General features: G+C 74.8%; 18 protein-coding genes. 15 read left to right on the top strand and 3 right to left on the bottom strand.

Annotation, left to right across the window (positions count from 1 at the left end; translation table 11 throughout):
* Positions 1–55 precede the first annotated feature (55 nt).
* Positions 56–268, top strand: a complete 213-nt coding sequence (locus tag AVL61_RS02250) for a hypothetical protein (RefSeq protein ID WP_058872720.1) — start codon at positions 56–58, stop codon at positions 266–268.
* A gap of 141 nt (positions 269–409) precedes the next feature.
* Here AVL61_RS02250 and AVL61_RS02245 read toward each other — a convergent pair whose 3' ends face one another.
* Complete coding sequence (locus tag AVL61_RS02245) at positions 410–1,510, bottom strand: excalibur calcium-binding domain-containing protein (RefSeq protein WP_058872719.1); 1,101 nt, start codon at positions 1,508–1,510, stop codon at positions 410–412.
* Between the two features lie 299 nt (positions 1,511–1,809).
* On the opposite strand from AVL61_RS02245, the gene AVL61_RS02240 reads away from it, so the two are divergent.
* The gene (locus AVL61_RS02240; RefSeq protein ID WP_058872718.1) at positions 1,810–2,397 is read left to right on the top strand and encodes a hypothetical protein; all 588 of its coding nucleotides are present in this window, start codon (positions 1,810–1,812) and stop codon (positions 2,395–2,397) included.
* Here AVL61_RS02240 and AVL61_RS02235 read toward each other — a convergent pair.
* Positions 2,330–3,568 (bottom strand): FG-GAP repeat domain-containing protein, encoded by a 1,239-nt coding sequence (locus AVL61_RS02235; protein ID WP_231738250.1) that lies wholly within the window; start codon positions 3,566–3,568, stop codon positions 2,330–2,332. The two genes, AVL61_RS02240 and AVL61_RS02235, sit on opposite strands and share 68 nt — an antisense overlap.
* 462 nt (positions 3,569–4,030) lie before the next feature.
* On the opposite strand from AVL61_RS02235, the gene AVL61_RS02230 reads away from it, so the two are divergent.
* The 10 genes from AVL61_RS02230 (at position 4,031) to AVL61_RS02185 (ending at position 11,901) form a co-directional block, all read left to right on the top strand.
* A complete protein-coding gene (locus AVL61_RS02230; protein WP_082696907.1) occupies positions 4,031–5,155 on the top strand; it encodes a serine hydrolase domain-containing protein in 1,125 nt (374 codons plus the stop codon).
* Between the two features lie 148 nt (positions 5,156–5,303).
* A complete protein-coding gene (locus tag AVL61_RS02225; protein ID WP_058872716.1) occupies positions 5,304–5,681 on the top strand; it encodes a hypothetical protein in 378 nt (125 codons plus the stop codon).
* Positions 5,682–5,925: 244 nt separating this feature from the next.
* Complete coding sequence (locus tag AVL61_RS02220; protein ID WP_058872715.1) at positions 5,926–6,159, top strand: hypothetical protein; 234 nt, start codon at positions 5,926–5,928, stop codon at positions 6,157–6,159.
* Positions 6,160–6,241: 82 nt separating this feature from the next.
* Entirely contained in the window at positions 6,242–7,510 is a 1,269-nt protein-coding gene (locus AVL61_RS02215) for a SufS family cysteine desulfurase (RefSeq protein WP_408669404.1), read from the top strand.
* A gap of 39 nt (positions 7,511–7,549) precedes the next feature.
* On the top strand, positions 7,550–8,014 hold the full coding sequence (gene sufU, locus AVL61_RS02210; protein WP_058872713.1) for a Fe-S cluster assembly sulfur transfer protein SufU: 465 nt from the start codon (positions 7,550–7,552) through the stop codon (positions 8,012–8,014).
* Positions 8,015–8,095: 81 nt separating this feature from the next.
* Positions 8,096–9,103 carry an MsnO8 family LLM class oxidoreductase gene (locus AVL61_RS02205; protein ID WP_058872767.1) on the top strand — a complete coding sequence of 336 codons (1,008 nt, stop codon included), beginning with the start codon at positions 8,096–8,098 and terminating at the stop codon, positions 9,101–9,103.
* 118 nt (positions 9,104–9,221) lie between these two features.
* Positions 9,222–9,791 carry a nucleosidase gene (locus AVL61_RS02200; protein WP_058872712.1) on the top strand — a complete coding sequence of 190 codons (570 nt, stop codon included), beginning with the start codon at positions 9,222–9,224 and terminating at the stop codon, positions 9,789–9,791.
* A gap of 44 nt (positions 9,792–9,835) precedes the next feature.
* Positions 9,836–10,552, top strand: a complete 717-nt coding sequence (locus AVL61_RS02195) for a lipoate--protein ligase family protein (protein WP_058872711.1) — start codon at positions 9,836–9,838, stop codon at positions 10,550–10,552.
* Positions 10,553–10,590: 38 nt separating this feature from the next.
* Positions 10,591–11,421 carry an SOS response-associated peptidase gene (locus AVL61_RS02190; protein WP_058872710.1) on the top strand — a complete coding sequence of 277 codons (831 nt, stop codon included), beginning with the start codon at positions 10,591–10,593 and terminating at the stop codon, positions 11,419–11,421.
* A gap of 48 nt (positions 11,422–11,469) precedes the next feature.
* Positions 11,470–11,901: a pyridoxamine 5'-phosphate oxidase family protein gene (locus tag AVL61_RS02185; RefSeq protein ID WP_058872709.1), complete on the top strand. Its 432-nt coding sequence runs from the start codon at positions 11,470–11,472 to the stop codon at positions 11,899–11,901.
* A 175-nt stretch (positions 11,902–12,076) separates the two neighbouring features.
* On the opposite strand, the gene AVL61_RS02180 is transcribed toward AVL61_RS02185, so the two are convergent.
* On the bottom strand, positions 12,077–12,580 hold the full coding sequence (locus tag AVL61_RS02180; protein WP_058872708.1) for a GNAT family N-acetyltransferase: 504 nt from the start codon (positions 12,578–12,580) through the stop codon (positions 12,077–12,079).
* Between the two features lie 301 nt (positions 12,581–12,881).
* Between AVL61_RS02180 and AVL61_RS02175 the strand changes: the two genes are divergently transcribed.
* The 3 genes from AVL61_RS02175 (at position 12,882) to AVL61_RS02165 (ending at position 15,309) form a co-directional block, all read left to right on the top strand.
* Positions 12,882–13,205: a DUF6504 family protein gene (locus tag AVL61_RS02175; RefSeq protein WP_058872707.1), complete on the top strand. Its 324-nt coding sequence runs from the start codon at positions 12,882–12,884 to the stop codon at positions 13,203–13,205.
* 60 nt (positions 13,206–13,265) lie between these two features.
* On the top strand, positions 13,266–14,105 hold the full coding sequence (locus AVL61_RS02170) for a fumarylacetoacetate hydrolase family protein (RefSeq protein WP_058872706.1): 840 nt from the start codon (positions 13,266–13,268) through the stop codon (positions 14,103–14,105).
* 235 nt (positions 14,106–14,340) lie between these two features.
* Complete coding sequence (locus AVL61_RS02165; RefSeq protein WP_058872705.1) at positions 14,341–15,309, top strand: TIGR03885 family FMN-dependent LLM class oxidoreductase; 969 nt, start codon at positions 14,341–14,343, stop codon at positions 15,307–15,309.
* Positions 15,310–15,422: the final 113 nt, after the last annotated feature.

Below are 15,422 nucleotides of genomic sequence, written 5' to 3'. Positions count from 1 at the left end.
GCCGGACACTGCCACGATGCGGAGGGCATGCCGCCGGACACTGAAGGGAGCCGCTGTGCCGCACCAGATGACGCTGATGTTCTCCAACATCGTGCTGACCCTCGTCCTCGTCACGGCGTGCTATCTGCACCTGGACGGCGGGCGGTGGTGGTTCCCCTGCCTGTGGTTCGTGGGCATGGCCGCAGGGTCCTTGTGGGACGCGCTGCCGCACCGCCGCGCGGCGGAGTTCGCCCGCGCCAGCGGTGGGCGGGCCGCCTGGCAGTCCTGAGCGCGAGGAGGCGCCCTCGAGGCCGGCCGGCACCGTCCCGGCCCAGCCGGCGGCCCAGGACGACGCCGCCGGCGCGGGAACGGAAGCCGACCGGCCGCTGAACGGGCGTCATCGGCCCCGCCGACCTCCTCCGCCGGCGCCCTACTCGCACGCGACGCCGTCGCCGTCACGGTCCATGGCGCTGCGGTAGCCGGGCTGTCCCCGCAGCAGCGGGGCGGCGCCGGCCTCCCGGGCGGCCGTGCAGTTGGCGTAGTGGACGTCCGCCGGGGCGGCCGGAGCCTCCTCGACCACGACGGGGGCCGGCTCCGGAGCGGTCCCGGCGGGGATGTCGCCGAACGGAGTGCCGGCGGGCAGCTGCTGGTCGGGGCACTCGGCGAGCACCTCGGCCATGGCGTCCTTCTCGGGTGCCGTGACCCACAGGCCGTAGCGGGACTTCACCGCGATCTGGATCGCCACCATGTCGCAGGCGAAGGCCCGGTTCGGGGGCAGCCACCCGGCGGCGTCCTGGTCGGACTTCGACCCGTTGGCCGGGCCGTCGACCGCCAGCAGGTTCAGCGGGTCGTTGGCGAGGGCCACGCGGTCGGCCGGGGAGAGCCGGCGCGCCCCGGTGACCCAGGCGTTGCCGAGCGAGACGACGTGGTCCACCTGGACGTCACCGGAGGTCGCGACCCCGCGCACGAAGTCGATGCTCGCCCCGGTGTAGGGGTCGGCGAGGGTGCCGGTGTCGACCCTGCACCCGTCGGCGGAGGTGACGCCGGTCAGGTCGCGGGCCAGGATCTCGTTGCGGGAGTCCTCGCAGTCGCCGTCGGCGTCGATCCAACCGCCGAACAGGGCCTCGCGGTCGTAGTCGGACATCGTCCCGGCGGCGGCGACCGTCAGGTCCTCCAGGGCCAGGAACGCCCCCGAGGGCGGGGCGACGGCGCGGACGGGAGTCTCCGACGGCTCCGGGGACGGGGCGACCGTGGTGACGGATCCCGGTGTCCTCGAGGCGGTGGGCGAGGGAGCATCGCTCGGCACGGCGCTCGGGGACGGAGCGGCGGGCACCGTCGTCACGGTTCCCGGAACGGGGCCGGGCTCGGTGCCCGGGTCGGTGGACGCGGTGCTGGACGCGCAGCCGGCGACCAGCCCGATCGCCAGGGTGAGGTGCAGCGGCACCGCCACGATCCACCGGCCCGCGGCGGAACCGCGGCGGGACGTCAGGCCCGTTCTCGGGGCAGGGGAGGGGGAGGGGGCGTTGCTCATGGTGCTCCTGGGGGGAAGAGGCGAAGCGTGCCTGGTGGGGGATGCGCGTGGGGGAGCGCGCGCGGCACCCTCCAGTTCTACGTCCGCTGCCCGGCCGTCACCGCGCGGCGCGCCGCAGACGACGGCCACCGGCGCGAGTGTGACGCCGGTGCGTGCCCGTCCGGCCGGGGAGGCCTGCTCCGCGGCTCGTGCCGGAGGTCCCCGCCGCGCCCGCCATCCCCGGATGAGGGGTCAGACACGCGGGCTCACCGGGTGCGAGGATGCGGTCACGGGGATCGTCCGAGGGAGGGGAGGGGCTCGTGCTGGCCGTGCGCGACAAGCTGCTCCTGGGGCTCTGGCTCCTGCCGGTGGCACTCGGTCTCGTGGTGGGACTGCGCGTCGGGGACGACGACGGCTCCGTCATGCTGTTCGTCACCGGCATCGTGGCGGCGCTCTACGTCGTCGTGCTGGTCAGCACGGTGCACTCGGCGCGACGCCGCCGGGCCGAGCCGCCCGCCGCCGCGCCGGGGCCCGGCGAGCCCGCCGGCGAGCCCGAGCCCGGTGCCGCGGGCCCGCCCGGCGAGGACGGCCGTGCGCTCGCGGTCTCACGCGCCCTGCAGCTGGTCCTGATCGTCTCCGCTGCCGTCTACGTGGTCGTCGCGGAGGGCGGCTGGACCTTCGTGGTCGTCGCCGCGCAGCTCATCACGGTGATCACCATGGCCGCCTACGTCCACGAGCGGGGGGCGGCGCCGGTTCCGGTGACCTGGCACGGCCCCGCCCCCGTCCGCGCGGACGGGGGCGGGGCCGTGACCGGACCGCGACGGAGCGCGGCCGGCGGGCTCAGGACAGCTGCACGTACGTGGCCGAGTGCCCGAAGCCCACGACGTCGTCGCGACCGTCGCCGTTGACGTCACCGAGCAGACGCGGATACCGCTCCTCCGTCCAGCCGTCCGCCCAGCCGAAGGCGGCGGTCTTCAGGTACACCGGGCCGAAGGTGCTGTCCGCCCGGCCGTGCGCCACGTAGACCCCGGCGTTGCCGAAGCCCACGATGTCCTGGATGCCGTCGACGTTGATGTCCGCGTGGGTCCGCGGATGACGGTCGCCCCGCCACCCCTGGGCCTGGCCGAAGTCGTTCACCCGCACGGCCACACCGGTGTAGTTCCCCCCGTTGAGCGAGTGGGCGACGGAGACCCCGGAGTAGCCGAAGCCGATGATGTCCGCCGCGGCGCTGCCGGCGGGGTTGATGTTGACGTCGGCCAGCATCCGCGGGTGCTGGTCCACGCGCCACCCCTGGGCGTAGCCGAAGTTGCGGATCTCCAGCGCGGGCTGGGTGAACGTGTCCCCCAGCGCCGAGAAGTAGGAGACGTACGTGCCGGCGTCGCCGAAGCCCACGATGTCGGCGGTGCTGTTGCCGTCGACGTCCGCGAGCATCCGCGGGTTCTTGTCGACCCGCCAGCCCCGGTCCCAGCCGAAGCTGTCGATGCGCTTGCCGGTGCCCGTGAACGTCCGGTCGGACAGGGCGTGGGAGATGGTGACGCCGGAGTACCCGAAGCCCACGATGTCGGCGGTCAGGTTGCCGTTGAGGTCGGCGAGCTCGCGCGGGTGCCTGTCGACGCGCCAGCCCTGGTTCCAGCCGAAGTCGCGGACCTTGAGCTGCGGCGCGGTGAAGCTGCCGTCGCCCTGCGAGTAGGCCACGTAGACCCCGGCGTTGCCGAAGCCCACGATGTCGTCGCGGCGGTCGCCGTCGACGTCCGCGAGCGTGCGCACGTGCCGTGCGTTGGACCAGCCCTGGGCGGTGCCGAAGTCCCGCACGCTGAACCTCGGGGTGCCGAAGGTGCCGTCGGCCCGGCCGAAGGAGACCTGGACGCCGGCGTTGCCGAAGCCGACGACGTCGGCGCGGCCGTCACCGTTGACGTCCGCGAGCTCGCGCACGTGCTGGTCCACGCGCCAGCCCTGGGCGTAGGAGTACACGGGCTGTGCGGTCGCGGCGTGGGCCGGTGCGGCCACGGCGAGCCCTGCGGTCACCAGGGCGGTGGCGGACGCGCCGGTGAGCACGCGCGAGAGGAGTGGGTGTTTCATGGTGGGTCCCCGAGGTGGTGAGGTGGATCGTTCGGCACGGGCGCGGGTGGCACGTGCCGGAGACGTCGGTCGACCCCCGGTCGACCGGGAGATGTCCCCCGGGGCGCGGCGCGCCTTCCGGGGAACCGGTGGCTCCGGGAACGTCGTCCCGGAGCCGAGGCGCAACAGCTGAGGACCCCAGTTTACTCCTGCAACGATCGTCGTCACCAGGGGTGTTCCCGATCGTGACCTCCTGCCGCGAACGGGCGGGCTCCGCGGCGGCCGCGGTGCAGCACGCGCCGTCGCCGCCCACCGCGGAGAGCTCCCGGCCGGTCCGTCCCTCGAGGTCGGGCCGGGCGTCGTCGGTCGACATGCGTCTCGTCCGGCCCGGAGGTCCGGGCGCCCTTGACGGATCGGGAGTCCGGCCGCACCGTGGTCCTGTCGGGCGGCGGTGACCTCCGCGGCCCGCTCCCGGAGGTTCCGATGCACAGCTCCTCGCCCGGTGACCGCGCCTCGACGCCTGCCCCGGGGCCCCTGCCGGCCGAGCTGCAGGACGCGGTGGCGGCGATGATGCGCGCCGGGCACGTCCCGGGGCTCTCCCTCGCGGTGACCGACCGGGACGGGCTGCTCTGCGCGGCAGGCTTCGGACTGGCCGACCTGGCCGGTCGGGTCCCCGCGACGCCGGGCACGGCCTACCCGTGGTTCTCCATGACCAAGCCCGTCACCGCCACCGCCGTCATGGCCCTCGCCGAGGCCGGCCGGCTGGACCTGCAGTCGCCCGTCGACGAGCACCTGGACTTCCCGCCGGCCCCCGGAGGCGCCCGGCCGACGGTGGAGCAGCTGCTCACCCACACCGCGGGCCTGTCCAATCCGCTGCCGATCCGGTGGGTCCACCCGGCCGGGGCCCCGCCGCCGCCGGCCGGCGACCTGCTGCGCCGGCTGATGCGCCGTCGGCGGGCGTACCGGTATCCGGTGGGGGAGCGGGCCCGGTACTCCAACGTGGGCTATCTCGCCCTGGGCGAGGTCCTCGAGGCGGTGACCGGGACGTCCTTCGAGTCCTCCCTGCGCGAGACGGTGCTGGGCCCGGCGGGCATGACCCGCACCGGGTTCGCCCGCCCGCAGGGCGCCGTGGCGGCGACCGGCTATCTGCGTGCCCCGCGGCTCGCCGATCCCATGCTGCGCCTCCTGCTGCCCCGTGGGGTGGCCGGTTCCCGGACGGGGGCGCACCTGGGCCTGCGCCCCTTCCACGTCGACGGTCCCGCGTTCGGGGGCCTGATGGGCGACGTGCTCGACGCCGCCCGGTTCCTGCGCCTGCACCTGGGGGAGGGGCAGATCGACGGACGCCGGGTGCTGTCCGCGGACGCCGCCCGGTCCATGCGGACGATCGCCCACCCGGGACGGCCGTTCGACCACGGCATCGGCTGGTTCCGCCGCCCTGCTCCGGGGGCCCACGAGTGGGTCGAGCACTACGGGACGGGCGCCGGCTTCTGGAACGTCATGCGCCTCTACCCGGACCGCGGCCTGGGCATCGTCATGATGACCAACAGCACCACCGCCTACGACTTCGGGCCGGTCCTCGCCCGTCTCGCGGCGGCGCCCTGGGCCTGACGCCCCTGGTCCGGAACGTGCGGCGCCGGGGCAGGAGGCAGGGCGGGGGCCGGAGCGGAGCACGAAGCTGGGCGACAGGACCGGGACGGCCGTGCCCCGCCGTGCGGGGCGGACCGTCCCCGGCGGACGGGGCGATAGGCTCGCCTCCGTGACCGAGCTCAGCGAGATGGCCCGCACCGGGGTGGTGAGCGCCGCGTGCCTCACGGCGGGATGGGCCCTGCTGGTGGCCGCACTGCTCGTCCGGTGCCTGTACGCCTGGTGGGTCAGGACCTCGGCCGTGCACCTGGTCGAGGACGGCCGGCACCGGCTGCGCTGGCACACCACCCGGTACGAGATCCACGAGGAGCCCTGGCCGCACCCTCCGTCCCCCGCGCCCGCGGCCGGGGCGGAGGTCACGGTCTACTACCACGCCCGCCACCCCTGGCGCTGGGCCCTCGTCGCGCCGTACCGCTGGCTGTGGCTCCTCACCGCGTCCGGGGCGGTGCTGGTCGGAGCCGGTCTGCTGATCCGCCTCGTGCGCGGCTGATCCCCTGGTGAGCCCCCGCAACGGTCCGGTCGGGTCCGCACCCCGGACCCCGCCGCCGGCGTCCCCTCGCGGTCCGTGCCGGTTTCTCCTCCCGACGCCGGGCGGGAGATCATGGGGGCAGGACCCCTGTGGGCGTCGGCCGCGCCACAGGCCTTGCGACACGCCGGTCCCGCACCGGACCCCCGGTGCGGAGCAGCACGCGGACCGGCACCGACGGCCCCGACCCAGCACCCGGAAGGACAGCATGCGCAAGCACCAGCACTCCGACGACGAGCCCGCCCGGCCCAGGCGCAGCCTGTTCCGGCGCTTCGACGACTTCACCATGCGGTTCTACGGGCCCGCCGTGCGCAGCCCCCGGGATCTCAGGGGCGCCGAGGCCAGTGCGCAGACGCAGCAGTGGTACCAGGACCTGCAGGAGGAGTTCGTGGTCGAGAAGGACGCGAACGGCAACACCTACCTGCGGCCCCGCCATCGCTGACGGGGCCGTGACGCCGCGGGGCGCCCGGCCGTCCGGCGCCCCGGCCCGGGACGTACAGTGTCGGAGCATGGAAGGAAACCACGTGCTGCCCCTGACCGATCCCGAGGTGCGTGCGCTCCGGGAGGACTTCCCCCTGCTGACCGGCACACCGACGGTCTACCTGGACTCGGGGGCCACCTCCCAGAAGCCCCTGGCCGTCCTGGACGCCGAGCGGGACTTCTACGTGCACCGCAACGCCGCGGTCCACCGCGGGGCCCACGCGCTGGCCGTGGAGGCCACCGACGCCTACGAGGAGGCCCGCCGGGTCGTCGCCGGCTTCGTGGGCGGCACCGAGCGGGAGCTGGTGTGGACCTCCAACGCCACCGAGGCGATCAACCTGCTCGCCTACTCGTTCTCCAACGCCACGGCCGGGCGCGGGGGCCAGGAGGCCGAGCGCTTCCGGCTCGGCCCGGGCGACGAGATCGTGACCACCGAGCTCGAGCACCACGCCAACCTCATCCCGTGGCAGGAGCTGGCGGCCCGCACCGGGGCCGTGCTGCGCTGGATCCCGGTCGGCGACGACGGCGCCCTCGACCTCGGGGCCGCCGCCGAGGTCATCGGCGAGCGCACCCGGGTGGTGGCGTTCAGCCACGTCTCCAACGTCACCGGTGCGGTCACCGACGTCGAGACCCTGGCGGGCCTGGCCCGGGCGGCCGGGGCGCTGAGCGTGCTGGACGCCTGCCAGTCGGTGCCGCACCTGCCCGTGGACCTGCCCGCCCTGGGGGTGGACTTCGCGGTGTTCTCCGGGCACAAGATGCTCGGGCCCACCGGCATCGGGGCGCTGTGGGGGCGGGCCGAGCTGCTGGACGCGATGCCTCCCTTCCTCACGGGCGGGTCCATGATCACGAAGGTCACGATGGAGGGCGCCCGGTACCTGCCCGCCCCGACCCGCTTCGAGGCCGGCACCCAGCGCGTGGCCCAGGCCGTGGCGCTGGCCGAGGCCGTGCGCTACCTGCAGGGCATCGGGATGGAGCGGGTCGCCGCCCACGAGCACGAGCTGGGACAGCGGCTCGCGGCCGGGCTCACGGAGCTCGAGGGGATCCGGCTGATCGGCCCGGCCCCGGGCACGGACCGCGTGGGACTGGCGGCGGTGGACGTGGCGGGCGTGCACGCCCACGACGTCGGCCAGGTCCTCGACGTGGCCGGGGTGGCCGTGCGGGTGGGCCACCACTGCGCCCAGCCGCTGCACCGCCGGCTGGGGCTGACCGCGTCCACCCGGGCGAGCGCCTACCTCTACAACACCACCGAGGACGTCGACCGGTTCCTGGCCGAACTGGCCGGGGTCCGCGCCTACTTCCGCGTGGCCGGCTGAGCCCGTGCGCACCGATCCGGACCGACCGAGGAGACGACGATGAGCGCGCTGGACGGCATGTACCAGGAGGTCATCCTCGACCACGCCAAGCGGCGGTCCGGGGAGGGGCTGGCCACCCCGGACCCCGGGCACGGGAGCGGGGAGTCCCACCAGTACAACCCGACGTGCGGGGACGAGATCACCGTCCGCGTCGAGCTCGTGCCTGCCGCCGAGGGCGCGGAGCCGGTGGTCGAGCGGCTCAGCTGGGAGGGCGAGGGCTGCTCGATCTCCATGGCCGCGGCCTCCGTGCTGGCCGAGACCGCCCCCGGGATGACACGGGCCGAGCTGGCGGAGCTGATCGGGGCGTTCCGGGACCTGCTGCGCTCCCGGGGCACCGTGGTCCCGGACGAGGAGGTCCTCGGTGACGCCGCCGCCTTCGCCGGGGTGTCCCGGTTCGTGGCCCGCGTCAAGTGCGCCATGCTCGGCTGGGTCGCCGCCGAGGAAGCCCTCGGCCGCGCCGGCTGAGCAGCTCCCGGACCCGCGGCTCCCGGACCCGCAGGGCCTGCGGCCCGGAATGCTTCCGGCGCCGTCCCGGTTGTGCGCACCATGCCCCTCTCCGACGTTCCGCTCTCCCTCCTCGACCGCGCCGGCACCCGGGACGGCTCCACGGAGGCCGAGGACCTCGCCCGCGTCCTGGAGCGGGCCGAGCGCGCGGAGGAGCTGGGCTACCACCGGTTCTGGGTGGCCGAGCACCACGGGGTGCCCGGGATCGCCGGGTCCGCGCCGGCGGTGCTGATGGCCGCCCTGGCCGCCCGGACCCGCCGCCTCAGGATCGGCTCCGGCGGGATCATGCTCCCCAACCACCAGCCCCTCGTGGTCGCCGAGCAGGCCGCCACCCTCGAGGCCCTGCACCCCGGCCGGATCGACCTCGGCGTGGGCCGCTCCCTCGGGTTCACCGCCGCCGTCCGGGACGCGCTGCGCACCGGGAAGGAGGCCGCGGACCGTTTCGAGGCCGACCTCACGGAGCTGCTCGCCCACCTCTCCGGCGCGGCCCCCGTGACCGCCCGGCCCCGGAACCACGCCGCGACGCCGGTCTTCGTCCTGGCGACCGGCGCCGGGGTGGAGACCGCCGCCCGGGCGGGACTCGCCGTGGTGCTCGGCGGCCCGGCGCTCTTCCGCGAGGGCCCCGGCGGCGGCGCCGCGGTGCTCGAGCGGTACCGCGCGCAGTTCCGCCCGTCGTCCTGGTGGCCGGCCCCGCACGTGGTCGTCTCGGCGAACGTCGCGGTGGCGCGCACCCGCGCGGCCGCCCGTGAGCTGCTGCTGCCCGAGGCCCGCGCACTGGCCGCCTCCCGCACCCGGGGGGAGTTCCCGCCCCTGGCGCCCGCGCGGTCACCGGATGCCGACGGGCTCCCGGACCGGGAGCGGGCCCTCGTGGAGGAGGCCCTCGCGGGCTCGGTCCACGGCACGGCCCCGGAGGTCCGGGCGCAGCTGGAGCGGCTGCTCGCGCGGACCGGGGCGGACGAGCTGCTCGTGACGGGCGGCGCGTACGACCTCGACGCCCAGGCGGAGTCCGACCGGCGGCTCGCCGCGCTGTTCGCCGCCCGCCCGGCCTGACGTCCCATCTCCGGGCGCCGTCCCGCCGCGTCCCCAGGCGGGGGACGCCGCGGCGGGGACGGCCGGGCACGGGGGCTCGGCGGCAGAGGCAGCAGGAGAGGGCGGATAGAGTGACGGGGTGCCACAGCTGCTCGTTCTCGCCGCCCACCCCCTGGAGACCAAGTACTTCCCGGAGGACATCGACCTGGTCCTGACGGGCGTCGGGATGTCGGCCGCGGCCGTGCGCACCACCGAGGCGGTGCTGACCCGCTGCCCGGACCCCGCGCGCCGGGCGGAGCTGACGGTGCTCAACATCGGCAGCGCCGGCGCCCTGAGGCACGGGCTGACCGGGGTGCTCGAGCCCTCCCGGATCATCAACCGGGACGTGGACGAGGAGCTGCTGCGCGCGGCCGGGATCCCCGTGGACAACGTCATCGAGCTCGACGGCGACGGGCCCGTGCTCGCCACCGGCGACTCCTTCGTGGCCGGCGGGCCCACCCGGGACGCCCTCGCCGTGCGGGCGGACCTCGTGGACATGGAGGGCTGGGCGGTCGCGGTGGCCTGCCGGCACCTGGGCGTGCCGCTGCGGATGGTCAAGCACGTCTCCGACGCCGCCGACGAGGAGGCGGTCGCGTGGGCCGAGAAGGTGGAGGCCAGCGCCCTGGCCCTGGGGCAGTGGTTCCGCGGCAGCGGGATCGCCCGGCCGTGACCCGCCGCAGGACCGTCCGGATCCGCCACTAGACTGGGACCAGCATGAAAATTCTCCGCCAGCGCGAGTCCCTGGGCGCCCAGCAGGACTACGAGAGCGCCATGACCCTCCTCGCCGACGTGCGCCGCAGCGGGCCCGTCCTGCGCCTCTACGAACCGGCCCCCACGGTCGCCTTCGGCCGCCGGGACGAGCTGCGCCCTGGCTTCGCCGACGCCGCCCGGGCCGCCCGCGAGAGCGGGTTCGAGCCCCTGGTCCGCAAGGTCGGAGGCCGGGCCGCCGCCTACCACGGCGGGTGCCTGATCATCGACCACCTCGAGTCCGCCGAGGACCCCACCTCGGGCATCCAGGACCGCTACCGCCTCTTCGGCGACATGATCGTGGCCGCCCTGGAGGAGCTCGAGGTCGAGGCCGACGTCGGCGAGATCCCGGGCGAGTACTGCGCTGGCGAGCACAGCGTGCACGGGACGCACCCGGCGGCGTCGTCGACCCCGGGCCGGAAGGTGAAGCTGGCCGGGACCGCCCAGCGGGTGGTCGCCGGCGCCTGGTACTTCTCCACGGTGCTGGTCGTCGAGCAGTCCGAGCCCATCCGCTCGGTGCTCACCGACGTCTACGCCGCCCTCGACCTGGACTGGGACCCCACCACCGCGGGGGCCGTGGACGACCTGCGGCCGGGCACCACCGTGGCCGACGTCGAGCGCGGGATCCGCAAGGTGTACGGCATGTACTCCGAGTACCTGGGGTACGGGCAGCTCACCGACTGAGCCCCGGCCGCGAGCCGGGCAGACCGAGGAGGCAGCAGATGTGCGGACGCTACGTCATCGCCCGGGCCGTGGGCGACCTCGTGGCCGAGACCGGGGCCGTCCCGGACGAGAGCCTCGGCGGCGACGCCGACCAGGAGCGGCTGCGGGCCAACTGGAACACCGCGCCCACCACCGACGTGCCGATCGTCCTCGAGCGCCTGACGGGCGGGGACGACGGCGGCGAACTGGTCCGCGAGCTCCACGTGGCCCGCTGGGGCCTGGTCCCGGGCTGGGCCAAGGACCCGGCGGTCGGGTCGAAGATGTTCAACGCCCGGTCGGAGACCGTGCTCGAGAAGCCGTCCTTCCGCAAGGCGGTCCGGGCCCGCCGCTGCGCGGTCCCGGCCAACGGCTACTACGAGTGGAAGAAGGAGCCCGGGGCCGGGCGGGGCGGGCGCAAGCAGCCCTACTACGTCCACCCGGCCGACCCGGAGGAGACCATCTGGTTCGCCGGGATCTACGAGTGGTGGCGGGTGCCCGAGGGCACGGAGCTGCACTCCGCGGCCCTGCAGCCCGGCCGGGACGGCGCGGGAAGCACGTGGCTGCTGTCCTGCTCCGTCCTCACCACCGACTCCCCGGAGCCCTCCGCCGAGCACCCGGTGCTCACGGAGCTGCACGGCCTGCACGACCGGATGCCGATCCCGCTGGCGCCCGAGCACGTGGGGGACTGGCTGCGCCCGGGGGAGGAGGACGCCCCGCAGCTCGTGGACCTGGTGCGGGCCGAGGCGCACCGGACGGCGGCCCGCTGGGTGCTCGACCCGGTGGACCCCGCGGTCGGGAACGTGCGCAACAACTCCCCGGAGCTCGTGGTGCCGCAGCCTGCCCTGTTCTGAGCGCGTACCGTGGGGCCTGACCTGTCCCCGTCCCCAAGGAGCACCTCCATGACCTCTGCCTCACCGGACGCCGTCGGCTGCATCGTGGACTTCGTCCGCGCCCACGGCGGTGGCGTAGTGGCGACCAACAGCGACGAGGGATACCCCGAGTCCGCCTGGGTCAACCTCGTGGCGGACGACCACGGCCGCCTGGTCTTCGGCACGAACATCGCGAGCCGCAAGTTCTCCAACATCGGCGCCGACCCGAGGGTCTCCCTGGTGCTGGTCTCCGGAACGGGCCAGGAGTTCCAGCTCGAGGGCGACGCCGCGGTGCTCGAGGGCGACGCGGCGCAGGAGGCGGGGCAGCGGCTGGAGGCCCGCCACCCGGGCTCCGGCGGCCACGAGCCCGAGTCCACCCGGCTCGTCGAGGTGGGCCTGCGCTGGGCGCGGTTCGTCGACGTCGCCGTCGAGCCCCCGGCCCGGGAGGAGTTCGCGCTCTGACCCGGCCACGGAAAAGGCCCGGGGTCCGCTGCTGCGGACCCCGGGCCTTCCCCGAGGCACCTCTGCCGGTGGCTCTCTCCGGCGCCTCTCCGGTGATCCCTGGGGCGGTGACTCCTGGGGCGGTGACTTCCGGGGCGTCGTCTGCGCGCCCCCGGCTCCGGAGCGCCGACCGGGCTCAGACGTAGTCCGTCTCGGGGACCCAGCGGTTGAAGTCGAGCGTGAGGTAGAGCGCGAGCGCCGCCGCGTTGTCCTCGGCGATCCGCAGGCAGACCTGGTCGTGACCGTTGTCGTAGAGGGTGCTCATGGCGCAGCGCACGAGCTGCTCGGCGAGGCCCTGCCGCCGGCGGGAGGCCGCCGTGAACAGCTCGAAGATGTAGGGGACGTCGGGGAGGTCCTCCCCGACCCGCCGGGCCAGCACGAGCGCTGCGGCCACCACGGTCCCGTCGTCGTCGACCACCACCGGCGAGGCCTCGGGGAGGAAGGGCCCGTACTCCCCGTCGAAGACCCCCCGGATCACCTCGTGGGCCTCCTCCAGGCTGGAGACCCCGCCCTGCTCGTAGGAGGAGTAGTAGAGCTGGGCGAGGCTCTCGGCGTCCTCCGGGGCGGCCGGACGCAGGGTCACCGCGGGGGTCCTGGTGTTCTGCGCGGTGTGGGCGATCAGCGTGATGGTTCCGGTCATGGGAGGCCTCCGTGAGGTCGACGCCGGTGGATGCCGGCGGGGCGGACGAGGGACAAGGGACGTCCGGGCGGGTCGCGCAGGGCACGCCCTCCGTGCTCTCAGCGTATCCATTTCGCTGGGCTTGTCCATGCTCCCCGCCTGCGAATTGCGAATGCGAACGACTGCCATGAACAGTGCACCGCGGGGAACACCTGTTCCCTGGTGGTGCTCCCCGGGGTTAGCGTGTCGTACAGGTGTTCTAGCTTCCAGGAGACAGGGCGCACCGCGGGACGGGCGCCGGCCGAGGGAGAGAGGAGCCGTCGTGGGTTTCCTGACGGAGAGCGTGGACGTGGACTGCGACACGGACGGGGTGCCGGTGGGCGTGCGCTGGCGCGGGCGGAGCTACCGGGTGGCGCAGGACCCCGTCCGCTGGTACGAGCGCCGCGCCTGGTGGTCCGAGGACGCGCGGCTGCCCCAGGACCGCGGGATCGGGGCGGTGGACCAGCAGATGTGGCGGGTCCAGGTCCAGCTGAACGCCCGCTCCGAGCTGCTGACCCTCGAGCTCGTCCACACCCTCGACACCGGCCGCTGGCGGCTGCTCGCGGCCACGAGCGCCTCGGGGGCGCAGGTGGTGCGCTGTGCATAGGCGCACCGGGGGTGCATAGGATCGGACGGAGACCGCACCGCAGAACGTGAGGGGGCACCCGTGAGACTCGGCACCGTGCGACGCGACGGCACCACCCAGGCCTTCCGGCAGGAGGACGGGCGGACCGTCTACCTTCCCGTTCCCGACGTCGGGGCCCTCCTGGCCGGGGGCGACCTGCACCTGCCGGGGGAGCCGGGTCCCGCGCCGGCCCCCGCGGACCTGGCGACCCCCGTCCTGCGCCCGGGCAAGATCCTGTGCGCCGGCCTGAACTTCTACGACCACGCGGAGGAGGTCGGCCAGGAGATCCCGAAGCACCCCACGATCTTCGCGAAGTACGCCACCGCGCTCATCGGCCCCACCGACCCCATCGCCATGCCGGAGGAGTCCGAGAAGATCGACTGGGAGGCCGAGCTCACCGTGGTGATCGGCTCGCCCCTGCGCCACGCCACGCTCGACCGGGCGCGGACCGCGATCGCCGGGTACACCGTCATGAACGACATCTCGGTGCGGGACTGGCAGGGCCGGACCTCCGAGTGGTTCCAGGGCAAGAACTTCGACCGCACCACCCCGGTGGGTCCCGTGGTCGTCACCCCCGACGAGGTCGACCCCGAGGCGGGACTGGCGATCCGCTGCACCGTGGACGGCGTGCTGCACCAGGACTCCGGCACCGACCGGATGATCTTCTCCGCCGTGGAGCTGGTCGAGTACCTCAGCCGGTTCCTGACCCTCGAGCCCGGGGACCTCGTGGCCTGCGGCACTCCCGCCGGCGTGGGCCTGGCCAAGAAGCCCCGCCGGATCTGGCTGCGCGACGGCCAGGAGGTCGTCACCGAGATCGAGGGGATCGGCGAGCTGCGCAACGTCTGCACCCCCGCCGAGGAGCTCCGGGACGCGGTCGGCTGACCGGCACCCGCCCCTCCCGGTCCTGCCCTGTTCCCGTCCTCGTCCGTTCCGAGCCCATCCGTTCCGGACTCACCTGTCCCGAGCCCATCCGTTCCGAGCTCACCCGTTCCGGGCTCGTCCGTCCCGAGCTCACCCGTTCCGGGCTCGTCCGTCCCGAGCTCACCTGTTCCGGGCTCGTCCGTCCCGAGCTCACCTGTTCCCACCTCTCTGTTCCCGCCTTCGACCGGAGGACCCCATGGCGACGATCGGCTTCCACGCCTCCCACGAGCAGATCCCTCCCGAGCAGCTGCTGCTCGACGTCGGGCACGCCCAGCAGGCCGGCTTCGGCGCCGCCATGTGCTCCGACCACCTCGAGCCGTGGTCACCGCGCCAGGGCCACTCCGGGTTCGCCCTGTCCTGGCTGGGCGCCGCCCTGGCCAGCACGGACCTGACGTTCGGGTTCGTGCACGCCCCGGGCCGGCGCTACCACCCGGTGGTCACCGCCCAGGCCACGGCCACCCTCGCCCGCATGTTCCCCGGCCGGGTCTGGACCGCCCTGGGCAGCGGGCAGAAGCTCAACGAGCGGGCCGTCGCCCCGGACTGGCCGGCCAAGGAGCAGCGGCAGCGGTTCCTCGAGGGCAGCTTCGACGTCGTCCGCCGGCTGCACGCGGGGGAGGAGGTGTCCTGCCGCGAACCCTTCCACGCCGACCGCGCCCGGATCTGGGACCCGCCGGAGGTCCCGCCCGCCCTGCTGGTGGCCGCGCTCACCCCGACGACGGTCCGCCGCTTCGCCCCCGTGGCCGACGGGTTCATCACGGTCCAGCAGCCCCTGGAGGACCTGCGCCGGATGCTCGACGCCTGGCGCGAGGCCGGCGGCACCGGCCGCGCCGCGCTGCAGGTGCACCTGAGCTGGGCGGCCACTCAGGAGCAGGCCCGGGCGATCGCCCTCGACCAGTGGCGCACCAACGTCTTCGACCCCGTGACCATGGCCGAGCTCGCCTCGCCCCAGGACTACCTGCGCAAGGCGGTCCAGGAGGACGTCGGGGACGCGCAGGTCGCCGGGGCGGTCAACGTCTCCGCCGACCTCGGCCGGCACGCCCAGTGGCTGCACGAGTACGCCGAGCTCGGCTTCGACGAGATCTACCTGCACCACGTGGGGCAGGAGCAGGCCCGCTTCCTCGACGCCTTCGGGGAGGCGGTGCTGCCCCAGCTCGCGCAGGCCTGAGCCGGTGCGTCCGACGGTGACCGCTGTCGGACGCACCGGGCCACGGTCGCCCGAGTTCGTGCCGGCGGGCGCCCCGTGGCAGATCGCCGGTGCGCACGGGAAGAAGCCGGCCG

It is taken from the genome of Kocuria rosea subsp. polaris (genome assembly GCF_001483755.1).
GTDB lineage: Bacteria > Actinomycetota > Actinomycetes > Actinomycetales > Micrococcaceae > Kocuria > Kocuria cellulosilytica.
Note: the sequence above shows the minus strand (reverse complement) of the source record. Positions and strands in the feature narration are given on the sequence as shown.

Excerpts from the sequence above, each read along its gene's own strand:
- AVL61_RS02245 (WP_058872719.1), bottom strand. The coding sequence starts at position 1,510 with ATGAGCAACGCCCCCTCCCCCTCCCCTGCCCCGAGAACGGGCCTGACG.
- AVL61_RS02235 (WP_231738250.1), bottom strand. The coding sequence starts at position 3,568 with ATGAAACACCCACTCCTCTCGCGCGTGCTCACCGGCGCGTCCGCCACC.
- AVL61_RS02165 (WP_058872705.1), top strand. The coding sequence starts at position 14,341 with ATGGCGACGATCGGCTTCCACGCCTCCCACGAGCAGATCCCTCCCGAG.
- AVL61_RS02220 (WP_058872715.1), top strand. The coding sequence starts at position 5,926 with ATGCGCAAGCACCAGCACTCCGACGACGAGCCCGCCCGGCCCAGGCGC.
- AVL61_RS02180 (WP_058872708.1), bottom strand. The coding sequence starts at position 12,580 with ATGACCGGAACCATCACGCTGATCGCCCACACCGCGCAGAACACCAGG.
- AVL61_RS02230 (WP_082696907.1), top strand. The coding sequence starts at position 4,031 with ATGCACAGCTCCTCGCCCGGTGACCGCGCCTCGACGCCTGCCCCGGGG.
- AVL61_RS02195 (WP_058872711.1), top strand. The coding sequence starts at position 9,836 with ATGAAAATTCTCCGCCAGCGCGAGTCCCTGGGCGCCCAGCAGGACTAC.
- AVL61_RS02190 (WP_058872710.1), top strand. The coding sequence starts at position 10,591 with ATGTGCGGACGCTACGTCATCGCCCGGGCCGTGGGCGACCTCGTGGCC.
- sufU (WP_058872713.1), top strand. The coding sequence starts at position 7,550 with ATGAGCGCGCTGGACGGCATGTACCAGGAGGTCATCCTCGACCACGCC.
- AVL61_RS02205 (WP_058872767.1), top strand. The coding sequence starts at position 8,096 with ATGCCCCTCTCCGACGTTCCGCTCTCCCTCCTCGACCGCGCCGGCACC.
- AVL61_RS02185 (WP_058872709.1), top strand. The coding sequence starts at position 11,470 with ATGACCTCTGCCTCACCGGACGCCGTCGGCTGCATCGTGGACTTCGTC.